This is a genomic window from Variovorax sp. Varisp53, assembly GCF_059491555.1.
Genome location: NZ_CP168512.1, coordinates 2,562,781 through 2,576,830, shown reverse-complemented (window position 1 = coordinate 2,576,830; position 14,050 = coordinate 2,562,781). Strand labels below are relative to the sequence as shown.

Annotated in this window: 15 protein-coding genes; 6 read left to right on the top strand and 9 right to left on the bottom strand. The window is 66.4% G+C overall.

Features of this window, described 5'->3' with window-relative positions:
* Positions 1 to 9: 9 nt before the first annotated feature.
* Positions 10 to 1,035: a lipase family protein gene (locus ACEOAB_RS11980; protein ID WP_321165887.1), complete on the top strand. Its 1,026-nt coding sequence runs from the start codon at positions 10 to 12 to the stop codon at positions 1,033 to 1,035.
* Between the two features lie 62 nt (positions 1,036 to 1,097).
* Here the strand turns inward: ACEOAB_RS11980 and ACEOAB_RS11975 are convergent, their stop codons facing one another.
* From ACEOAB_RS11975 to ACEOAB_RS11960, 4 genes are all read right to left on the bottom strand, one after another.
* The gene (locus ACEOAB_RS11975; protein ID WP_056598234.1) at positions 1,098 to 1,319 is read right to left on the bottom strand and encodes a hypothetical protein; all 222 of its coding nucleotides are present in this window, start codon (positions 1,317 to 1,319) and stop codon (positions 1,098 to 1,100) included.
* Between the two features lie 54 nt (positions 1,320 to 1,373).
* A complete protein-coding gene (locus tag ACEOAB_RS11970) occupies positions 1,374 to 1,592 on the bottom strand; it encodes a hypothetical protein (RefSeq protein ID WP_056598226.1) in 219 nt (72 codons plus the stop codon).
* A 679-nt stretch (positions 1,593 to 2,271) separates the two neighbouring features.
* On the bottom strand, positions 2,272 to 3,807 hold the full coding sequence (locus ACEOAB_RS11965; RefSeq protein ID WP_413748020.1) for a sensor domain-containing diguanylate cyclase: 1,536 nt from the start codon (positions 3,805 to 3,807) through the stop codon (positions 2,272 to 2,274).
* A 191-nt stretch (positions 3,808 to 3,998) separates the two neighbouring features.
* Entirely contained in the window at positions 3,999 to 4,256 is a 258-nt protein-coding gene (locus ACEOAB_RS11960) for a hypothetical protein (RefSeq protein ID WP_413748021.1), read from the bottom strand.
* Positions 4,257 to 4,527: 271 nt separating this feature from the next.
* Between ACEOAB_RS11960 and ACEOAB_RS11955 the strand changes: the two genes are divergently transcribed.
* Together ACEOAB_RS11955 and ACEOAB_RS11950 are read left to right on the top strand one after the other, a co-directional pair.
* Positions 4,528 to 4,833: a hypothetical protein gene (locus ACEOAB_RS11955; RefSeq protein ID WP_413748022.1), complete on the top strand. Its 306-nt coding sequence runs from the start codon at positions 4,528 to 4,530 to the stop codon at positions 4,831 to 4,833.
* Between the two features lie 110 nt (positions 4,834 to 4,943).
* A complete protein-coding gene (locus tag ACEOAB_RS11950) occupies positions 4,944 to 6,101 on the top strand; it encodes a DSD1 family PLP-dependent enzyme (protein ID WP_413748023.1) in 1,158 nt (385 codons plus the stop codon).
* A gap of 26 nt (positions 6,102 to 6,127) precedes the next feature.
* Here ACEOAB_RS11950 and ACEOAB_RS11945 read toward each other — a convergent pair whose 3' ends face one another.
* Positions 6,128 to 6,442, bottom strand: a complete 315-nt coding sequence (locus ACEOAB_RS11945; RefSeq protein ID WP_056598207.1) for a hypothetical protein — start codon at positions 6,440 to 6,442, stop codon at positions 6,128 to 6,130.
* 366 nt (positions 6,443 to 6,808) lie between these two features.
* The gene (locus ACEOAB_RS11940) at positions 6,809 to 7,636 is read right to left on the bottom strand and encodes a crotonase/enoyl-CoA hydratase family protein (protein ID WP_056598204.1); all 828 of its coding nucleotides are present in this window, start codon (positions 7,634 to 7,636) and stop codon (positions 6,809 to 6,811) included.
* Between the two features lie 90 nt (positions 7,637 to 7,726).
* On the opposite strand from ACEOAB_RS11940, the gene ACEOAB_RS11935 reads away from it, so the two are divergent.
* Both ACEOAB_RS11935 and ACEOAB_RS11930 read left to right on the top strand, forming a co-directional pair.
* Positions 7,727 to 9,595, top strand: a complete 1,869-nt coding sequence (locus tag ACEOAB_RS11935; protein WP_413748024.1) for a PhoX family protein — start codon at positions 7,727 to 7,729, stop codon at positions 9,593 to 9,595.
* Positions 9,596 to 9,622: 27 nt separating this feature from the next.
* Positions 9,623 to 10,021, top strand: a complete 399-nt coding sequence (locus ACEOAB_RS11930) for a DUF488 domain-containing protein (RefSeq protein WP_413748025.1) — start codon at positions 9,623 to 9,625, stop codon at positions 10,019 to 10,021.
* A gap of 31 nt (positions 10,022 to 10,052) precedes the next feature.
* Here the strand turns inward: ACEOAB_RS11930 and ACEOAB_RS11925 are convergent, their stop codons facing one another.
* Positions 10,053 to 10,955 carry an SDR family oxidoreductase gene (locus tag ACEOAB_RS11925; RefSeq protein ID WP_056598189.1) on the bottom strand — a complete coding sequence of 301 codons (903 nt, stop codon included), beginning with the start codon at positions 10,953 to 10,955 and terminating at the stop codon, positions 10,053 to 10,055.
* Between the two features lie 150 nt (positions 10,956 to 11,105).
* Here ACEOAB_RS11925 and ACEOAB_RS11920 point away from each other — a divergent pair, with 150 nt between their 5' ends.
* Positions 11,106 to 11,987: a CoA transferase gene (locus ACEOAB_RS11920; protein WP_056598188.1), complete on the top strand. Its 882-nt coding sequence runs from the start codon at positions 11,106 to 11,108 to the stop codon at positions 11,985 to 11,987.
* A 1-nt stretch (position 11,988) separates the two neighbouring features.
* Here ACEOAB_RS11920 and ACEOAB_RS11915 read toward each other — a convergent pair whose 3' ends face one another.
* Together ACEOAB_RS11915 and ACEOAB_RS11910 are read right to left on the bottom strand one after the other, a co-directional pair.
* On the bottom strand, positions 11,989 to 12,891 hold the full coding sequence (locus ACEOAB_RS11915; RefSeq protein WP_495653749.1) for a hypothetical protein: 903 nt from the start codon (positions 12,889 to 12,891) through the stop codon (positions 11,989 to 11,991).
* Between the two features lie 50 nt (positions 12,892 to 12,941).
* Positions 12,942 to 13,859 (bottom strand): DMT family transporter, encoded by a 918-nt coding sequence (locus tag ACEOAB_RS11910; protein ID WP_413748027.1) that lies wholly within the window; start codon positions 13,857 to 13,859, stop codon positions 12,942 to 12,944.
* Positions 13,860 to 14,050 lie beyond the last annotated feature (191 nt).

Genomic DNA, 14,050 nt, shown 5'->3' with positions numbered 1-14,050 from the left:
CCAGAGTGCATGACCGCATCGTCCCTTGTAGCGTATGCCAAGAGCACTGACGTTCAAAAGCCGCGCACCCTGGCGAATCCGCAAGACCCTGAAACCCTTCTCCTGGCCGCCATATATAGCTCGCAAGGGTACGCAGTGGTTGCGACTGATTATTTGGGCTACGCTCGATCAACATTTCCATACCACCCCTACCTCAATGCTGACTCAGAGGCCAGTTCCGTCATCGACTCGATCCGAGCTGCGCGACAAGCTGCCGCCGAGCGAAACTTAGGGGGTTCCCTTTCCGGAAAGGTGATGTTGCTGGGCTATTCTCAAGGCGGTCACTCCTCCATGGCCGCCCAGCGTGTAGGCGAAAGGGATGCCGCGTCGGAACTGAACATAGTGGCTGCCGCACATCTCGCGGGCCCCTATAACGTATCAGGCCAAGTGAAGTCTCCTGATGCGATTCTCGGATACCAGTTCATTGTTCCGTTCATGGTTACCGCCTATCAAAAGGTCTATGGCAACGTCTACTCCGATGTCAATACCGCCTTCAAACCGCCCTACGCATCGAACATCGCGAGTTTGCTGCCAAGCCCGACGCTGAACTACGCCACGCTGGTGAGCACGGGCGCGCTGCCGGGTGCCAATAACGAGACTCCGAACCAGGCGCGCGACGAACTGTTTCAGGGCTCGTTCCTAGCGGACGTGCAAACCAACCCGAGTAATACTCTTTACCTCGATGCAAAAAAGAACGACCTATTTGGCTGGAGCCCCAAAGCCACAACGCTGCTATGCAGTGGCGCTGGCGACCCGACCGTACCTCCAGCGCTGCACCTCATCCCATTGAAGGCGAATTTTGATTCTCGCGGCGTCACCACCGTAAGCACCCTGGATGTCGATGCCCAGGTGCAGGCTACCTACGGCCCTGGCGGCCATGCGCCCACTGACTCCAGCTCTACGGCCTACGCCACCTACTACAGCAACTATCACGGCATATACGAACCTCCCTTCTGTCATCTTGCCGCACGGCAACTATTTGATTCAGTGAAATAGCAGAAGCAATCCCTGCTCCAGCCGGAAGCCGAAACAGGAGACTACTAAGGCAGCGCTGGACGCTACTTCGCGCCAGCCTGCTCCGCGATATTGCGCACCGAGTCACCCGCACGACGCAAGCCTGCGGACGATCCCAGCCAATAATTGCAGACTTGCCCGAAAGCGATGGGGAGAGCGCCGAACATAACATTCAACAACTGGCAGGCGTTAGCGGAAAAATCGGCCTGCACAATGAAGAGCCGGCAGATGCAGAAGAAGTAGCCTGGCACGATGAGCGTGGACACGACAGGTGCACCCCAAGCGACGGATGACTGCTCTTTCGCAAGGTCCACTGTCTGCTAGCGTGCGCTCTGGGTGTCCTGCAGCCATGCCGCTTCGCGCGCCTGGTCGATCCGCGCAAGTTCGACGGTCAGTGCATTCTCGGCTTGCTTGACGGCGACGATCTGCTCCGGGCCGAGGCGCCCAGATGCGAGTTCGCCGGCTATGTCGGCTTCGGTGGCGCCCCGGTTGAACGAAATGAACCCAATTGCATCGCTGTCGGCGCGCTCTGTGACCACGGCCAGCAGGTCAGTGCTGAGGTGTGCCCGAGTGCAGTTCGGCCTGACCTGACCTCACCCCACCGCCAAGCGCTGAGTACAGCTCGAGCTTGCCTCCAAGCTCTCGTATGCCGGCCGCCCTGAGCGGTGCAGCGCTCAGCGAACCGATGCCCTCCCCCGACTTCTGGGTCTCGTCGGCCTGGTGCAGCTTGCGTAGTTGCCGCGCCCAGGTTCGCATCCGGGCGCGCTACCAAGTGACGATGTAGACCACGCCCCCGACTTCATCCCGCGGCTCGTCATCGCCTCAGGCATCGGGCGTCACTGCATCCGGGTAGATCGGATCGAGCGGCTTAGTCAGCCCGAGAAACAAAGGGTGGCGACGGCTACGAGGTTCAAGCATGTGCTTTTCTAGCGCGGATCCTCGGAAAGCTTGAACACGGGCTTTTCGGTCGTGTTCTTCATGTCTGGCAGCGAGCGATCTCACGCCAGTCCCCATTTGCCTCGCAGACTAACGTCAGCATGGTGTTTGTAGCGGTCACAAGATTGCCGTTCAGCCGAAGATTCCCCCCATCGTCGACAACGGTGAGCGCTGCCGCGAACCTCATGGAAAGCGTGTGTCCGGGGTACGTGGGTGGAATGTTGTTTGAGCGAAGGAATGCGAGGAATACCTCTTGGGCCAATTCGCGCGATCAAGCCCCCTTCAGGCCGCCTTTCGCATCGTCGTGCAAACGCGGTTCCGCCCCCCCATCTTGGCCTCGTACAGCGCCTTGTCGGCTGCCTGGATCAACGCCTTCGGCGGCCCCTTGGTGAGTGCGGGGCTGAGCGCCTCCACGCCGGCACTCAGCGTCACGAACCCGTCGGGCGTACCGGCGTGCACGATTTCCAGGCTACGAACCGCGCTGCGGATTCTTTCCGCAAGGATGACGGCGCCAGCCACATCGGTATGCGGCAACAGCACCGCGAGTTCCTCTCCGCCGTAGCGGGCCGCGAGGTCTCCCGGACGGCGCGAAGCGAGGCTGGCGATCGTGCGGCTGATCGTCTGCAGGCACTCGTCCCCTGCCGCGTGTCCATAGATGTCGTTGTACTGCTTGAAGCAATCGACATCGATCATGATGAGCGCCAGGGTGCTCGCATCGCGCATGGCCCGGCTGAATTCGCTGTCGAGCGTCACGTCGAACTGGCGGCGATTCGCCAACCCGGTAAGGCCGTCCTCCATGGCGAGCGTATTCAAGGTCTTGTTGAGCGTTTCCAGCGCGTCGCGCGCCCGCCGCAGTTCGGCCTCGCTCTTGTTTCGCAGTTCCATCTGCTTCACCAACCGCCATCCGACGAAGCCGACGATCGACGTCATGAGAATGATGCCCGCCGTATGCCAGAGCGTGTCCTGCCACCATGCGGCCAGGATCTCATCCTTCGAAAGTGCTGCAGTCACGAACAGCGGATATTTGTCGAGACGCCGAAAGCTGTTCAGGCGCGTGACGCCGTCCTGCGCCGATATGACTTCTGTCGTTCCTACCGGACCTTGTGCAAGGTATGCGCGGAAGAGCCCGGTCTCCCGCATGTTCCGTCCAACTATGTCGGCGCTGTATGGCCGGCGAATCATCATGGTCCCGGTTTCGAGGACCAGCCCGATCGCGCCGGCACGGCCTATGTCGAGGCTGTCGTAGAACTTCGTGAAGAAGTCGATATCGATCGTCGCGAGCGCCACGCCGGCAAAGCTGCCATCCGCATTGTTGATGCGCCGAGAGACGGGAACGAGCAGCTTTCCGTTGGTTCGGCTTTGCACCGGAATGCCGATGTGCGGCCCCCGCTCCTCGTGCTCTCGATGAAATAGAAAGTACTCCCGGCTCGCATTGTTCAGGTTCAGATTCTGCGACGTCGTCTGCCTGGAGTTCGCGACCCAGTTTCCATCCTTGTCATAGATGTGGATTGCATCGAGCTGAGGGAGTTCGGCCACCCGCATGGCAAGCACCTTGCGAAGCCGTTCGACGGCCGCCGGCTCCGTGCCGTCGTGTTCGACGCGCTCGACGATGCCGACCAGCGCCGTATCGGCCTGCTTGATCGTGTCTTCCGCCTGCTGTGCCATGGCACGCGCGAGATTCGACGCTGCGACGCTCATCTGCTGGAGCAGGACCCTGCGTGCGTGCCAGCTGTTCCAGCAGTCGAGCGCCACGAGGGTGAGGCAAACCACGGCCACGAAAGCGGTCGTCCGGAAGATGATGGATGGCCGGCGAAACACTATGTGTCTTCGGAGCGATGATGTCTGGAGCTCATACCCGACTTTGGCACATCCTTGGTTGAATTGGCCACTATCACCAGCCATTGGGCCCCCTTCGGGCAGGCAAGCAGGGACCGCCAGCAGCCGATCGCGCAGCCAAGATAGCCTTGCCGCAGACAAAAATCTCCGGGATTAACCCTCGCCAGGGCCCGTCAGAGTGCCCTCTCTGCGCCCTCTGGAATCAATGGCGACAAAGGCTCGATAGCCTCGCCCGTCTCCACGTAGTTGAGCTCGATCGGGTGGACGACGGCTGCTGCGGTCTCGCCGTCGAACTTCACCAGCAGGTACTCGCCGCTCGCGCCGGAGATGATCCCGAAACGGCCATTGAGTTCGACCCTGCTGCCGCGCCGCGCCGGCACCTTGAAGCGCATTCGAATGTAGGGAAGACCTACGCGGAAATACTCGACCATGTGAACTCCCAGTCTTGTTGTCGGTTCGACGGGGAAGCACGCTGCAGGCCCGTGCGGATCTGCGCAAACTCCCTGGCAGTCATCTCACCGCCACCCCTTGGGAGGGCGTGTCAGCCAAGGCCTCTCCTCGATGACAGCCGCCGGATGTTCAGATGGTGGAGCGCTCAAATGACAAGCCGAAGAAGCCGCTGGGAACGGCATCGCCGGAACACTACGCCCCTTCGCGCAACAGGCCTTCACAGCCCGATGCGGGATCGGCGATGCTCAGGGCATGCCCACTGCAAATTCACGGCCGCCAGCGCGCTTCGGATGGCGCGTCGCCGCGCTGATCTACACGGTCACCGGCGTCGCGTGCATCCTGGCCTGCGCCGCAGTGCCCGAGAGCGAAGCAGGCCTGCTCGCAGCCGTCTTGGGTGGGCTGCCATGGTCGATGAGCTTGCTGACGCTGGACCTGTCGCCCGGCGTGGCGAACACGGCGCTGATGCTGCTGGCCGGCAGTTGGGCGATCAATGCCGCGCTGCTCTGGTGGCTGGCGCTGCGCCGGCCAACGCACCACGGACCATCGCATCCGGCGTAGGGACATTTCCGCCCTCGGCGTCCTGCGCCAGGCAGGCATTCGGTGCGATCATTCGCGCGCGAAATGCTGGCTCATTTTTCTCGCCCCCTCCCCTTCAAAGGCTTTTCTCGATGCCCCAAGACCTGCTGCAAGTCAACGCGCCCCTGATCGGCGTTCCCGGCGGCCGCCACCTGCTCGACACGCCCGCCCTGCTGATCGACCTGCCCGCAATGACGCGCAACATCGAACGCATGGCCGCCCTCGCCAAGGCGCGCGGCATCCACCTGCGACCGCATGTGAAGACGCACAAGTCGGTCGAGATCGCGCGGCGGCAGGTTGCGGCGGGCGCCATCGGCGTGAGCTGCGTCACGCTGGGCGAGGCGGAGGTGATGGTCCAGGGCGGCATTCCGGGCGTGCTCATCACCTCGCCCGCCGTCACGCCGAGCAAGATCTCGCGGCTCATCAAGCTGGCGCAGCGTGCGCGCCCGGGCGACGTGATGGTGGTGGTCGACAACCCGCAGAACCTGGCCGACCTGGCACGTGCGGCGAGCGAACTCACGCACCCGCTCGACGTGCTGGTGGACTACGGCGCGGGCTACAACCGCACCGGCGCAGCCACGCAGGCGAAGGTGCTCGAACTCGCGGCACTGGTGGCCGCCGAGCCGCGCCTGCGGCTGCGCGGGCTGCAGTCTTATGCGGGCAACCTGCAGCACATCGTGTCGCGCGAGGAGCGCAGCGCGGCGGCGGCCGGCCTGCGCGAAACGGTGGCGGACATCGTCGCGGCGGCGAAGCGGCAGGGCCTGCACTTCGACATCGTGACCGGTGCAGGCACCGGCACGCACGATCTCGATTCGCAGGAGAACGCGTTCACCGAATTGCAGGCGGGCTCGTATGTGTTCATGGATGCCGAGTACACGCAGGTGCTCGCCAGCGACGGGCAGCCATCGCCCTTCGAGGTTTCGCTGTTCGTGCAGACGGCAGTGGTCAGCACGAATGCGACCGGCTGGGTGACGGTGGACGGCGGCACCAAGTGCTTCTCGACCGACAGCGGCGTGCCGCTGGTGGCCAAAGGCGTCGACGCTGCGAGCCGCTATGCCTTCTTCGGCGATGAGCACGGCAAGCTGATGCCGCCCCAGGGCTCAACGGCGCAGCGGCCCGCGCTGGGTGCGCGCGTGGAGTTTGTCACGCCGCATTGCGACCCGACGGTCAACCTGCATGATGCGTATCACGTGGTCGAAGGCGGCACGCTTGTCGCCATCTGGCCGGTGGACGCGCGCGGCAGGCGCTAGGCGTCCCGGGGCCGACCGCAGCGGCGTCAGACGCGCGGAAGCGCCGCAAGGAAGGTGGACACGACGATCGCGGCGGCGCGGTCGAGCTGCAGGATGTCTCCCACATCGAAAGCGTGCGGCGCTGTGCGTCCACTCGAACCGAGTGGCTTGCGGATCTCGACAAGAACTTCAGCCGCCAATTCGCGGTCGCTACGCGGCCCGCCGTTGGGATGCATCACCCATTTATCGACTTGATCGAATGGAATGCTGCGGAAGACCCCCACGATGGGGATGTACTTGTAGCGATCCTCGCCCACCAGGATGGGCACGCTGAGGTTGCAAAAAAACGTGGTCGTCGACATGCAGGATCGCCGTCGCTAAGCAAAGCGTTCAATTGTTAATTAGTGCGCTGTCAACAACCACCCTATGCGGAGCCATCGGCGGGGAAGACGTGACCTTCTGCACACAAATTGCCTCCATTCTTTCTTCTTCTCCCCTTAAAACAACTACTTTATTCTTACACAAGGACGCCAGAAAAGGCACTCGTGTGTTGTCGGCTGTTTGGGTGCGACTTGGGGGAGCTGCCCACGGGCAGCGGCAGGCGCAGAGGATGGGGGATGCGAGGTTGCGCGAAGTTCGGCACCCAGCGGGCTGGGGATTACCCGTCCGCCCGCACATGGGGCAGCGAAGCGAGCAGCCCTGCACCAGGGCCGCAAGCCAGATGTGGATCAGGCCGGAGCGCTGAATCGCGGCATGCGCCGCTCGATGTTGGCCTTCACGGCCTCAAGCTGGTTCGGGCTGCCTATCAGAGCCTTCTGCTCGACCGATTCGGCCATCAACAGTTCGGCTGCGCTCTGCGAGGCCGACGCATTGAGCAGCCGCTTGCCGGCACGGATTGCATCGGGGCTCTTGCCTGCGATCTCGTGCGCCATCTGCAGCGCATCGGCCAGCGGATCGACCGCAATGCGGGTGGCGAAGCCGATCCGAAGAGCCTCCTCGCCGGAGAAGATGCGGCCCGTGAAGGTGAGTTCGCGCACCACGTCGCTGCGGGCGAGTTCGCGCATCAGCACCATGCCGGCCATGTCGGGCACCAGGCCCCACTTGATTTCCATCACCGAGAGCTTGGTGTCGGGCGCCACGATGCGGATGTCCGCGCCCAGTGCCACCTGCAGCCCACCGCCGAAGGCCACGCCATGCACGGCCGCAATGACCGGCACCGGCACCTCGCGCCAGACCATCGCCACCTGCTGCGCGGCGTTCGAGATGCCATGCGTGCGCGCCAGCAGGTCGGCGCCGGCCGCGCCCTCGCCCAGCACATCGGAGCCCGCGCCCTGCTGCATGCGCTCGAAAGACGCCATGTCCAGCCCCGCGCAGAAGGCCTTGCCGCGGCCCGAGATCACCACGGCCCGCACCGCCTTGTCGTCACGCAGCGCCTCGCCGGCTTCGATGAGTGCATCGAACATCGCGGGGTCGAGCGCGTTCATCTTGTCGGCGCGCGCGAGCTGCAGTTCCACCACGCCGTCGGCATGGCGGGTCGTTTCGATGCGGTCGGTCATTCGATGTCTCCGGGATGGGTCCTGCGCCAGTATCGCCGGGCCTGGCACTCGGCGATGATGGCGCCTGTCGCCTGCACAACACCCTCTGCCATGCCACTGGACCGCCGCCACTTTCTCATTCAATCGGGTTCGGCCGCCGCCGTGGTGGCGCTGTTCGGCCAGGGCTGTGCCGCCCCTTCCCTGTCCGCGCCCCATGGCGACGTGCTGGGCTTTACCGGCGTGCCGGCCTCCTTGCACGACGGCGTCGTGGTGCCGCCCGAGTACGAATGGCAACTGCTCTACCCCTGGGGCACGCCCACCGGCATCGCGGGACGGATGCCGGCCTTCGCGCCCGACGCCGGGAACAGTGCCGACGACCAGGCCGCGCAGGCCGGCATGCACCACGACGGCATGCACTTCTTCGCGCTCGATGCGAGCGGCGAGCGCGGCCTGCTGGTGATGAACCATGAATACACCGACGAGCAGCTGCTGCATACCGACGGCGTGAAGGAATGGACCGCCGAGAAGGTGCGCAAGTCGCTGCACGCGATGGGCGTCTCGGTGATCGAGATCCGGCGCAGCGCACAGGGTTGGCAGCAGGTGCAGCCCTCGCCCTTCGCGCGCCGCGTGCACGGCAACACGCCGATGCGCATCACCGGCCCGGCCGCAGGAACGCCGCTGATGCGCACCGCCGCCAACCCGGCCGGCGATGCGGTGTCCGGCACTTTTGCCAACTGCGCGATGGGCGTCACGCCGTGGGGCACCTATCTCACGTGCGAGGAAAACTTCCATGGCTACTTCGGCGGGCCGAAGGAGGTCGCCCAAAACGCGACGGCTGCCCAGCGCCGCTACGGCACGGTGGCCGGCTCGCAATGGGTGGAGTACTGGCGCCACGACGAGCGCTTCGACCTGAGCCGGCATCCGAACGAGCCGCACCGCTTCGGCTGGGTGGTCGAGATCGACCCCTTCGACCCGACGGGCACGCCCATCAAACGCACCGCGCTCGGCCGCAAGCGGCAGGAAAGCGCCACCTGCACCGTCGCCAAGGACGGCCGGCTGGTCGTCTACATGGGCGACGACTCGCGCTTCGAATACATCTACAAGTTCGTCAGCCGGGAGAAGGTGCGCCCCGGCACCGACGCCGCCGCGCGCGCCGCCAACCGCCACCTGCTCGACGATGGCACGCTCTACGTGGCGCGCTACGACACCGGCGGCCGCGGCCGCTGGCTCGAGCTCATGCACGGCCGCGACGGCCTCGATGCGGCAAACGGCTTCGCCGACCAGGCCGCGGTGCTGATCCACGCCCGGCTGGCGGGCGACATCGTCGGTGGCACAAAGATGGACCGGCCCGAATGGATCGCGGTGCACCCCCAGTCGGGCGAGGTCTACGTCACCCTCACCAACAACAGCCAGCGCGGCGATGTCGGCAAGCCCGGGCCCGATGCAGCCAACCCACGCGCCAACAACCTGTTCGGCGGCATCCTGCGCTGGCGCGAAGATGGCGGCGACGCTGCCAGCACCAGCTTCGCCTGGGACCATTTCGCGCTCGCGGGCGACCCCGCGCAGTCCGGCAGCGGCGCGCGCTATCCCTCGAACGAGGCCGACATGTTCGGCGCCCCCGACGGCCTGCACTTCGACAAGGGCGGCCTGCTGTGGATCCAGACCGACCTGAGCGGCCAGGTGCTGGGCAAGCCGCCCTACACCTCTCTGGGCAACAACCAGATGCTGTGCGCCGATCCGGCATCGGGTCGCATCAAGCGCTTTCTCACCGGACCGAGCGGCTGCGAGATCACCGGCTGCGTGGTCACACCCGACCGGCGCACGCTGTTCGTCAACATCCAGCATCCGGGCGAGGCGCGCGACGACGGCGACACGAAACCCAACAGCGCCTGGCCCGACGGCAAGGAGCCGGGCAGCGCGCGGCCGCGCTCCGCGACGCTGGCGATTCGCCGGCGCGACGGCGGTATCGTCGGCACCTGAGACAAACAGAGAAAAGGGAAACCCACCATGAGCATCCGCATCGTCCGCCTCGGCACCCCGCGCGTGCCCGACGAAGGCCTGCGCGTAGGCACCGTACGCCGCCCGCCGCGCGGCGTTCCGAAGACCGAGTTCGCTTCGCAGAATTGGTACGACGTGTGGTACCCGAACCTCGCGCCTTCCGTCGAGACGATGAAGCAGGCGCAGGAAGCCCAGAAAGCCGATTCAGCCGCGCAGTGGAACGCCTTCGTGCGCAAGTTCAAGGCCGAGATGGCCGAGTCGGACGCGAGCCGCAGCCTCGACCTGCTGGCCGCGCTGTCTCACACCACTTCGCTTTCGGTGGGCTGTTACTGCGAGGAAGAATCGCACTGCCACCGCTCCGTGCTGCGCAGCCTGCTGGCGGAGCGCGGCGCGGACATCGCGGACTGAGCGGGTCGAGGCACACCCCGCAGGCAAGGCGTCAGCGCTGCGCCTTGTCCTTCTGGTTCTGCGCCTCGATGCGTTCGCGTGCGGCCAGCCAGTCGGCGTCGCTCCACTGGCGCAGCTCGTAGAAGTTGCCGCCGGTGGCCAGCGCGTTGCCGCCGTCCATCATGATGCTCTGGCCCGTGAGCCAGTCACACTGGCCCGGCGCCATCAGGAAGGACGCGAGGTTCTGCAGCTCGCTCATGCGGCCGGTACGCGCCATCGGGTTGTGCTGCTTGCTGCGCGCGCCGGGCTCCTCGCCGGGGTTCAGGCGCTTGCTCATGCCTTCCGTCGGAATCTCGCCTGGGCCGACAGCGTTCAGGCGGATGCCATGCCGCGCCCACTCCACCGCCAGCGACTTGGTCATGACCTCGATGCCGGCCTTGCTCATGGCCGAGGGCACGACGTAGGGGCTGCCGTTGTCGACCCAGGTGACGATGATGCTCATCACGCTGCGGAAGGCATCACCCGGCTTCCACTCACCCGACTTGGCCTGCGCCACCCAGCGCTTGCCCACCGCCTGCGTCACGTAAAAGCTGCCGTGGAACACGATGTTGGCGATGGCGTCGAAGGCGCGCGGCGAGAGGCTTTCGGTCGGCGAGACGAAGTTGCCCGCCGCGTTGTTGACGAGCCCCGTGAGGCCGCCGCTCTGGAACAGGCTCTCGACCATCTCGTCGACCTGCTGCGCGATGCGGATGTCGACGCCGAAGGTGTCGATTCGCCTGTCCGGGAACTGCTGTCGCCACTCGGCCGCGGTCTCGTCGCAGACCGACTGGCGCCGGCCGCAGATGGCCACGTCGGCGCCGAGGCTCAGGAAGCGCTCGGCCATCGCGCGGCCGAGGCCCGTGCCGCCGCCGGTCACGAGGATGCGCCGGCCGCTCATGAGGGAAGCTTCAAACATGGTTCGTCTCCTTGTCATTGAGGCAGCGGCAAGGGAGGTGGCTGCCACCCGCGGATGCTACGCGCGAGACGCGGCGGCGGCTTGCGGGAAGTGGCTTCGGGCCCCGGGGGTGAGAATGCGCGGAACGAGTTTCCCGGAGACAAGACGCCGATGCCGAGTTCCGCCAGCCCCGCCAACGACCATGCCGCGCCGCTCGAGGGCGTGCGCATCGTGAGCCTCGCGCTCAACCTCCCCGGCCCCGCCGCGCTGCTGCGCTGCCGTGAAATGGGCGCCACCTGCCTCAAGCTGGAGCCGCCGGGCGGCGATCCGATGGGGCTCTACGACCGGACCGCGTATGCCGCGCTGCATGCGGGCATCGAGATCCGCGCCGTCGATCTCAAGACCGAGGCCGGGCAGCAGCAGCTGCACGCCGAACTCGCGGCGACCGACGTGCTGCTCACCTCGTTCCGCCCTTCCGCGCTCGGCAAGCTGAAGCTCGACTGGGCCACGCTGCATGCGCGCTACCCCGCGCTGTCGCAGGTGGCCATCGTCGGCGCGCCGGGCGCGCGCGCCGAGGAGCCGGGCCACGACCTGACCTATCTCGCCGAAAGCGGGCTCGTCACCGGCACCGAGCTGCCGCCGACGCTCTATGCCGACATGGGCGGCGCCCTGCTCGCGAGCGAGGCGGTGCTGAAGGCCATGCTGCGGCGGTCCCGCAAGGCCGGCGGCGCGTATTTCGAGGTGGCGCTGAACGCCTCGGCCGACTGGCTCGCCCTGCCCCGCACCTGGGGCCTCACGCAGCCCTCGGGCATGGTCGGCGGCGCGCACGCCGGTTACCGCGTCTATCCCTGCGCCGACGGCCGCGTGGCCGTGGCCGCGCTGGAACCGCATTTCGCGGCGCGGCTCTGCGAGGCGGCGGCAATCGCTTCGCGCGACATGACGGCGCCGGCCACGCACGAGGCGCTCGCCGCCTGGCTCGCGACCCGCACGCGCGCCGAACTCGAAGCCATGAGCCGCGCGCGCGACGTGCCGCTGCTCACGATGGCCGGCTGATTCAGCGCGCCGCGCCGTCGCGCTGCCGGTCTTCGCGCTTCAGTGCGAGATAGGTATCGAGGTCCACTTCATGCAGCTGGCGCGGGTACTGCTCCACCGCTGCGAACCAGCGGCGCTGGCGGCGCTCGGCCTGGTCGGGGCCCGGCGCGGCGAGGTAGGCGTCGAGCGTCAGGAAGTAGCGCATCGCGTTGCGCTCCACCAGCCCGCGCAGGCCCTGGATGTATTCGGGCTGCCCTTCCGGCGTCTTGCCCACCACGGTGAAGCCCACCTTGTCGCTGCCGAAAGTCGCCAGGTAGGCCGTGGTGCCCAGTCGCACCATCGCATTGTGGTCGTAGCTGTAGCTGAAATGCAGGAAGCTCCTGCGCTCGTCGAGCGCCACGGCCTGCAGCGTGACGCGGTAGTTGCTGGTGCCCAGCGGCCCGCTCTCGGCTGTGAGCTCGACCGACATGTACTCGGGCGTAGCACTGGCCAATCGGTAGACGAACGGCAGCTCGAAGGCCTGGTCGATCGGCTTGTCGTAGCGACGCACCACGTAGAGCGTCAGCATTTCGCCGCCTTGCGGGCCACTGGCCGTGCGGCAGCGCCGGTTGTTGATGTGCAGGGTCAGCACGCCGCACCAGTGGGCCGATCCCTTGAGCGTGGCGCTGATCGCCGACAGCGGATGTTCGACCACCGCGTAGACGTCACCCTGCAGGCCGTCGGGCGTCTCCATGGAATCGAGCTGCACGGGGCGCCCGAAACTGCTGTGCTCGAGCTTGTCGCTCATACGCTGGTACGTGGCGCGCAGCGCCTGGGCGGAAGAGTTTTCAGGTGCGGCGGCAAGCGCCTGCAGCGAGGCCGCGAGCAGCAGCGCTCCGGCCAGGGTGCGCGTCCATGAAGCCGGCAGGGAGGGAGAGCTGCTCATGGACCACACCATACAGCGGAGTGCCCCGCCCTCGCCTTAAGTCGGACGATTCAATCGGACAACAAGGGCCTGCTGCGCCGCACCAACAGCAGCATCGCACCTCCCAGCAGCAAGGCTCCGGCCCACTGGCGCGGCGTCATCGGCTGCGCGAACAGCGCCGCGGCCAGCAAGGCGGCCACCAGCGGCTCGATCAGCGTGCCGACAACCGCCGCAGTCGGCGACAGGCGCCGCGCGCCCCATGCGAAGGCCAGATAGGCCACCGAGGTCGTCACCACGCCTGTGTAGCCCACGCCCAGCCATTGCGCGCCCCCGGCCGGCCAGGTGATGCCGGAGGGCCACGCGACAGCGAGCATGCACAACGCCGCCACCGTCATGCCCCAGGCCGAAGCCCTGACAGCGGGCACCCGCGCAGGCATGCGCGCGTTGCCCAGCACCACCATCGCATAGCAGAAGGCCGAGCCCAGCGACCAGGCCACGCCGGCCGCGTGCCCCGGCGCCAACGGGCCCCATCCTCCGGCGGGCATCACCAGCAGCAGCACGCCCATCAACGCGAGCAGCAGCCCTGCGATCAGCCTGCGGCCGAGGCGCTCATAGCCTCGCAGCACCGATACCAGCGCGACGATCACCGGCGCGCAGCAGATCGAAATGACGGTCGGCAGCGCCGCCCCCAGATGCTCGATGCCTACGAACCAGCAGCTCACGTTGAGCGCCATGGCCGCGCCGGTGGCCAGCATCTGCAGGCGCTCCCGGCTGCTCAGATCGGCCCAGCCGGCAACGGGCATCGCGGGCGTCCGCCAATGCAGCCACCAGAGCAGCGGCAGCCCGAGGGCGAAGCGCGCCAGCGACAGGCTCTGCGGCGCGATGCCGCCATCGATAAGGAATTGCGCCACCAGCGCACCCGCGCCCCACAGGGCGCCGGCCAGCAGCACGCCGCCCCAGGCCAGGGCGGCAGACGTTCTTGCGTTCATTGTGAAAGTTCTTTCTCCATGACGCCCGCCATGGCCGATCGGTTCGGGATCGGATTCAGGGAGCGGGCGTGACCATCCGAGCCACCGGCCGGCCCAAGGGGCACGAACGGCGGCGACCACTTGCGGGTCTGAGCGCGGCGCTTGAAAAGCGCGCGTCAGCTGCGGGTCGCGGAGGGAGGAGAACGGTGCTG

Coding starts and splice junctions, on each gene's coding strand:
- ACEOAB_RS11980 (WP_321165887.1), top strand. CDS start 10: ATGACCGCATCGTCCCTTGTAGCGTATGCCAAGAGCACTGACGTTCAA.
- ACEOAB_RS11960 (WP_413748021.1), bottom strand. CDS start 4,256: ATGGTCGAGTATTTCCGCGTAGGTCTTCCCTACATTCGAATGCGCTTC.
- ACEOAB_RS11955 (WP_413748022.1), top strand. CDS start 4,528: ATGCCCACTGCAAATTCACGGCCGCCAGCGCGCTTCGGATGGCGCGTC.
- ACEOAB_RS11950 (WP_413748023.1), top strand. CDS start 4,944: ATGCCCCAAGACCTGCTGCAAGTCAACGCGCCCCTGATCGGCGTTCCC.
- ACEOAB_RS11945 (WP_056598207.1), bottom strand. CDS start 6,442: ATGTCGACGACCACGTTTTTTTGCAACCTCAGCGTGCCCATCCTGGTG.
- ACEOAB_RS11940 (WP_056598204.1), bottom strand. CDS start 7,636: ATGACCGACCGCATCGAAACGACCCGCCATGCCGACGGCGTGGTGGAA.
- ACEOAB_RS11935 (WP_413748024.1), top strand. CDS start 7,727: ATGCCACTGGACCGCCGCCACTTTCTCATTCAATCGGGTTCGGCCGCC.
- ACEOAB_RS11930 (WP_413748025.1), top strand. CDS start 9,623: ATGAGCATCCGCATCGTCCGCCTCGGCACCCCGCGCGTGCCCGACGAA.
- ACEOAB_RS11925 (WP_056598189.1), bottom strand. CDS start 10,955: ATGTTTGAAGCTTCCCTCATGAGCGGCCGGCGCATCCTCGTGACCGGC.
- ACEOAB_RS11920 (WP_056598188.1), top strand. CDS start 11,106: ATGCCGAGTTCCGCCAGCCCCGCCAACGACCATGCCGCGCCGCTCGAG.
- ACEOAB_RS11915 (WP_495653749.1), bottom strand. CDS start 12,891: ATGAGCAGCTCTCCCTCCCTGCCGGCTTCATGGACGCGCACCCTGGCC.
- ACEOAB_RS11910 (WP_413748027.1), bottom strand. CDS start 13,859: ATGAACGCAAGAACGTCTGCCGCCCTGGCCTGGGGCGGCGTGCTGCTG.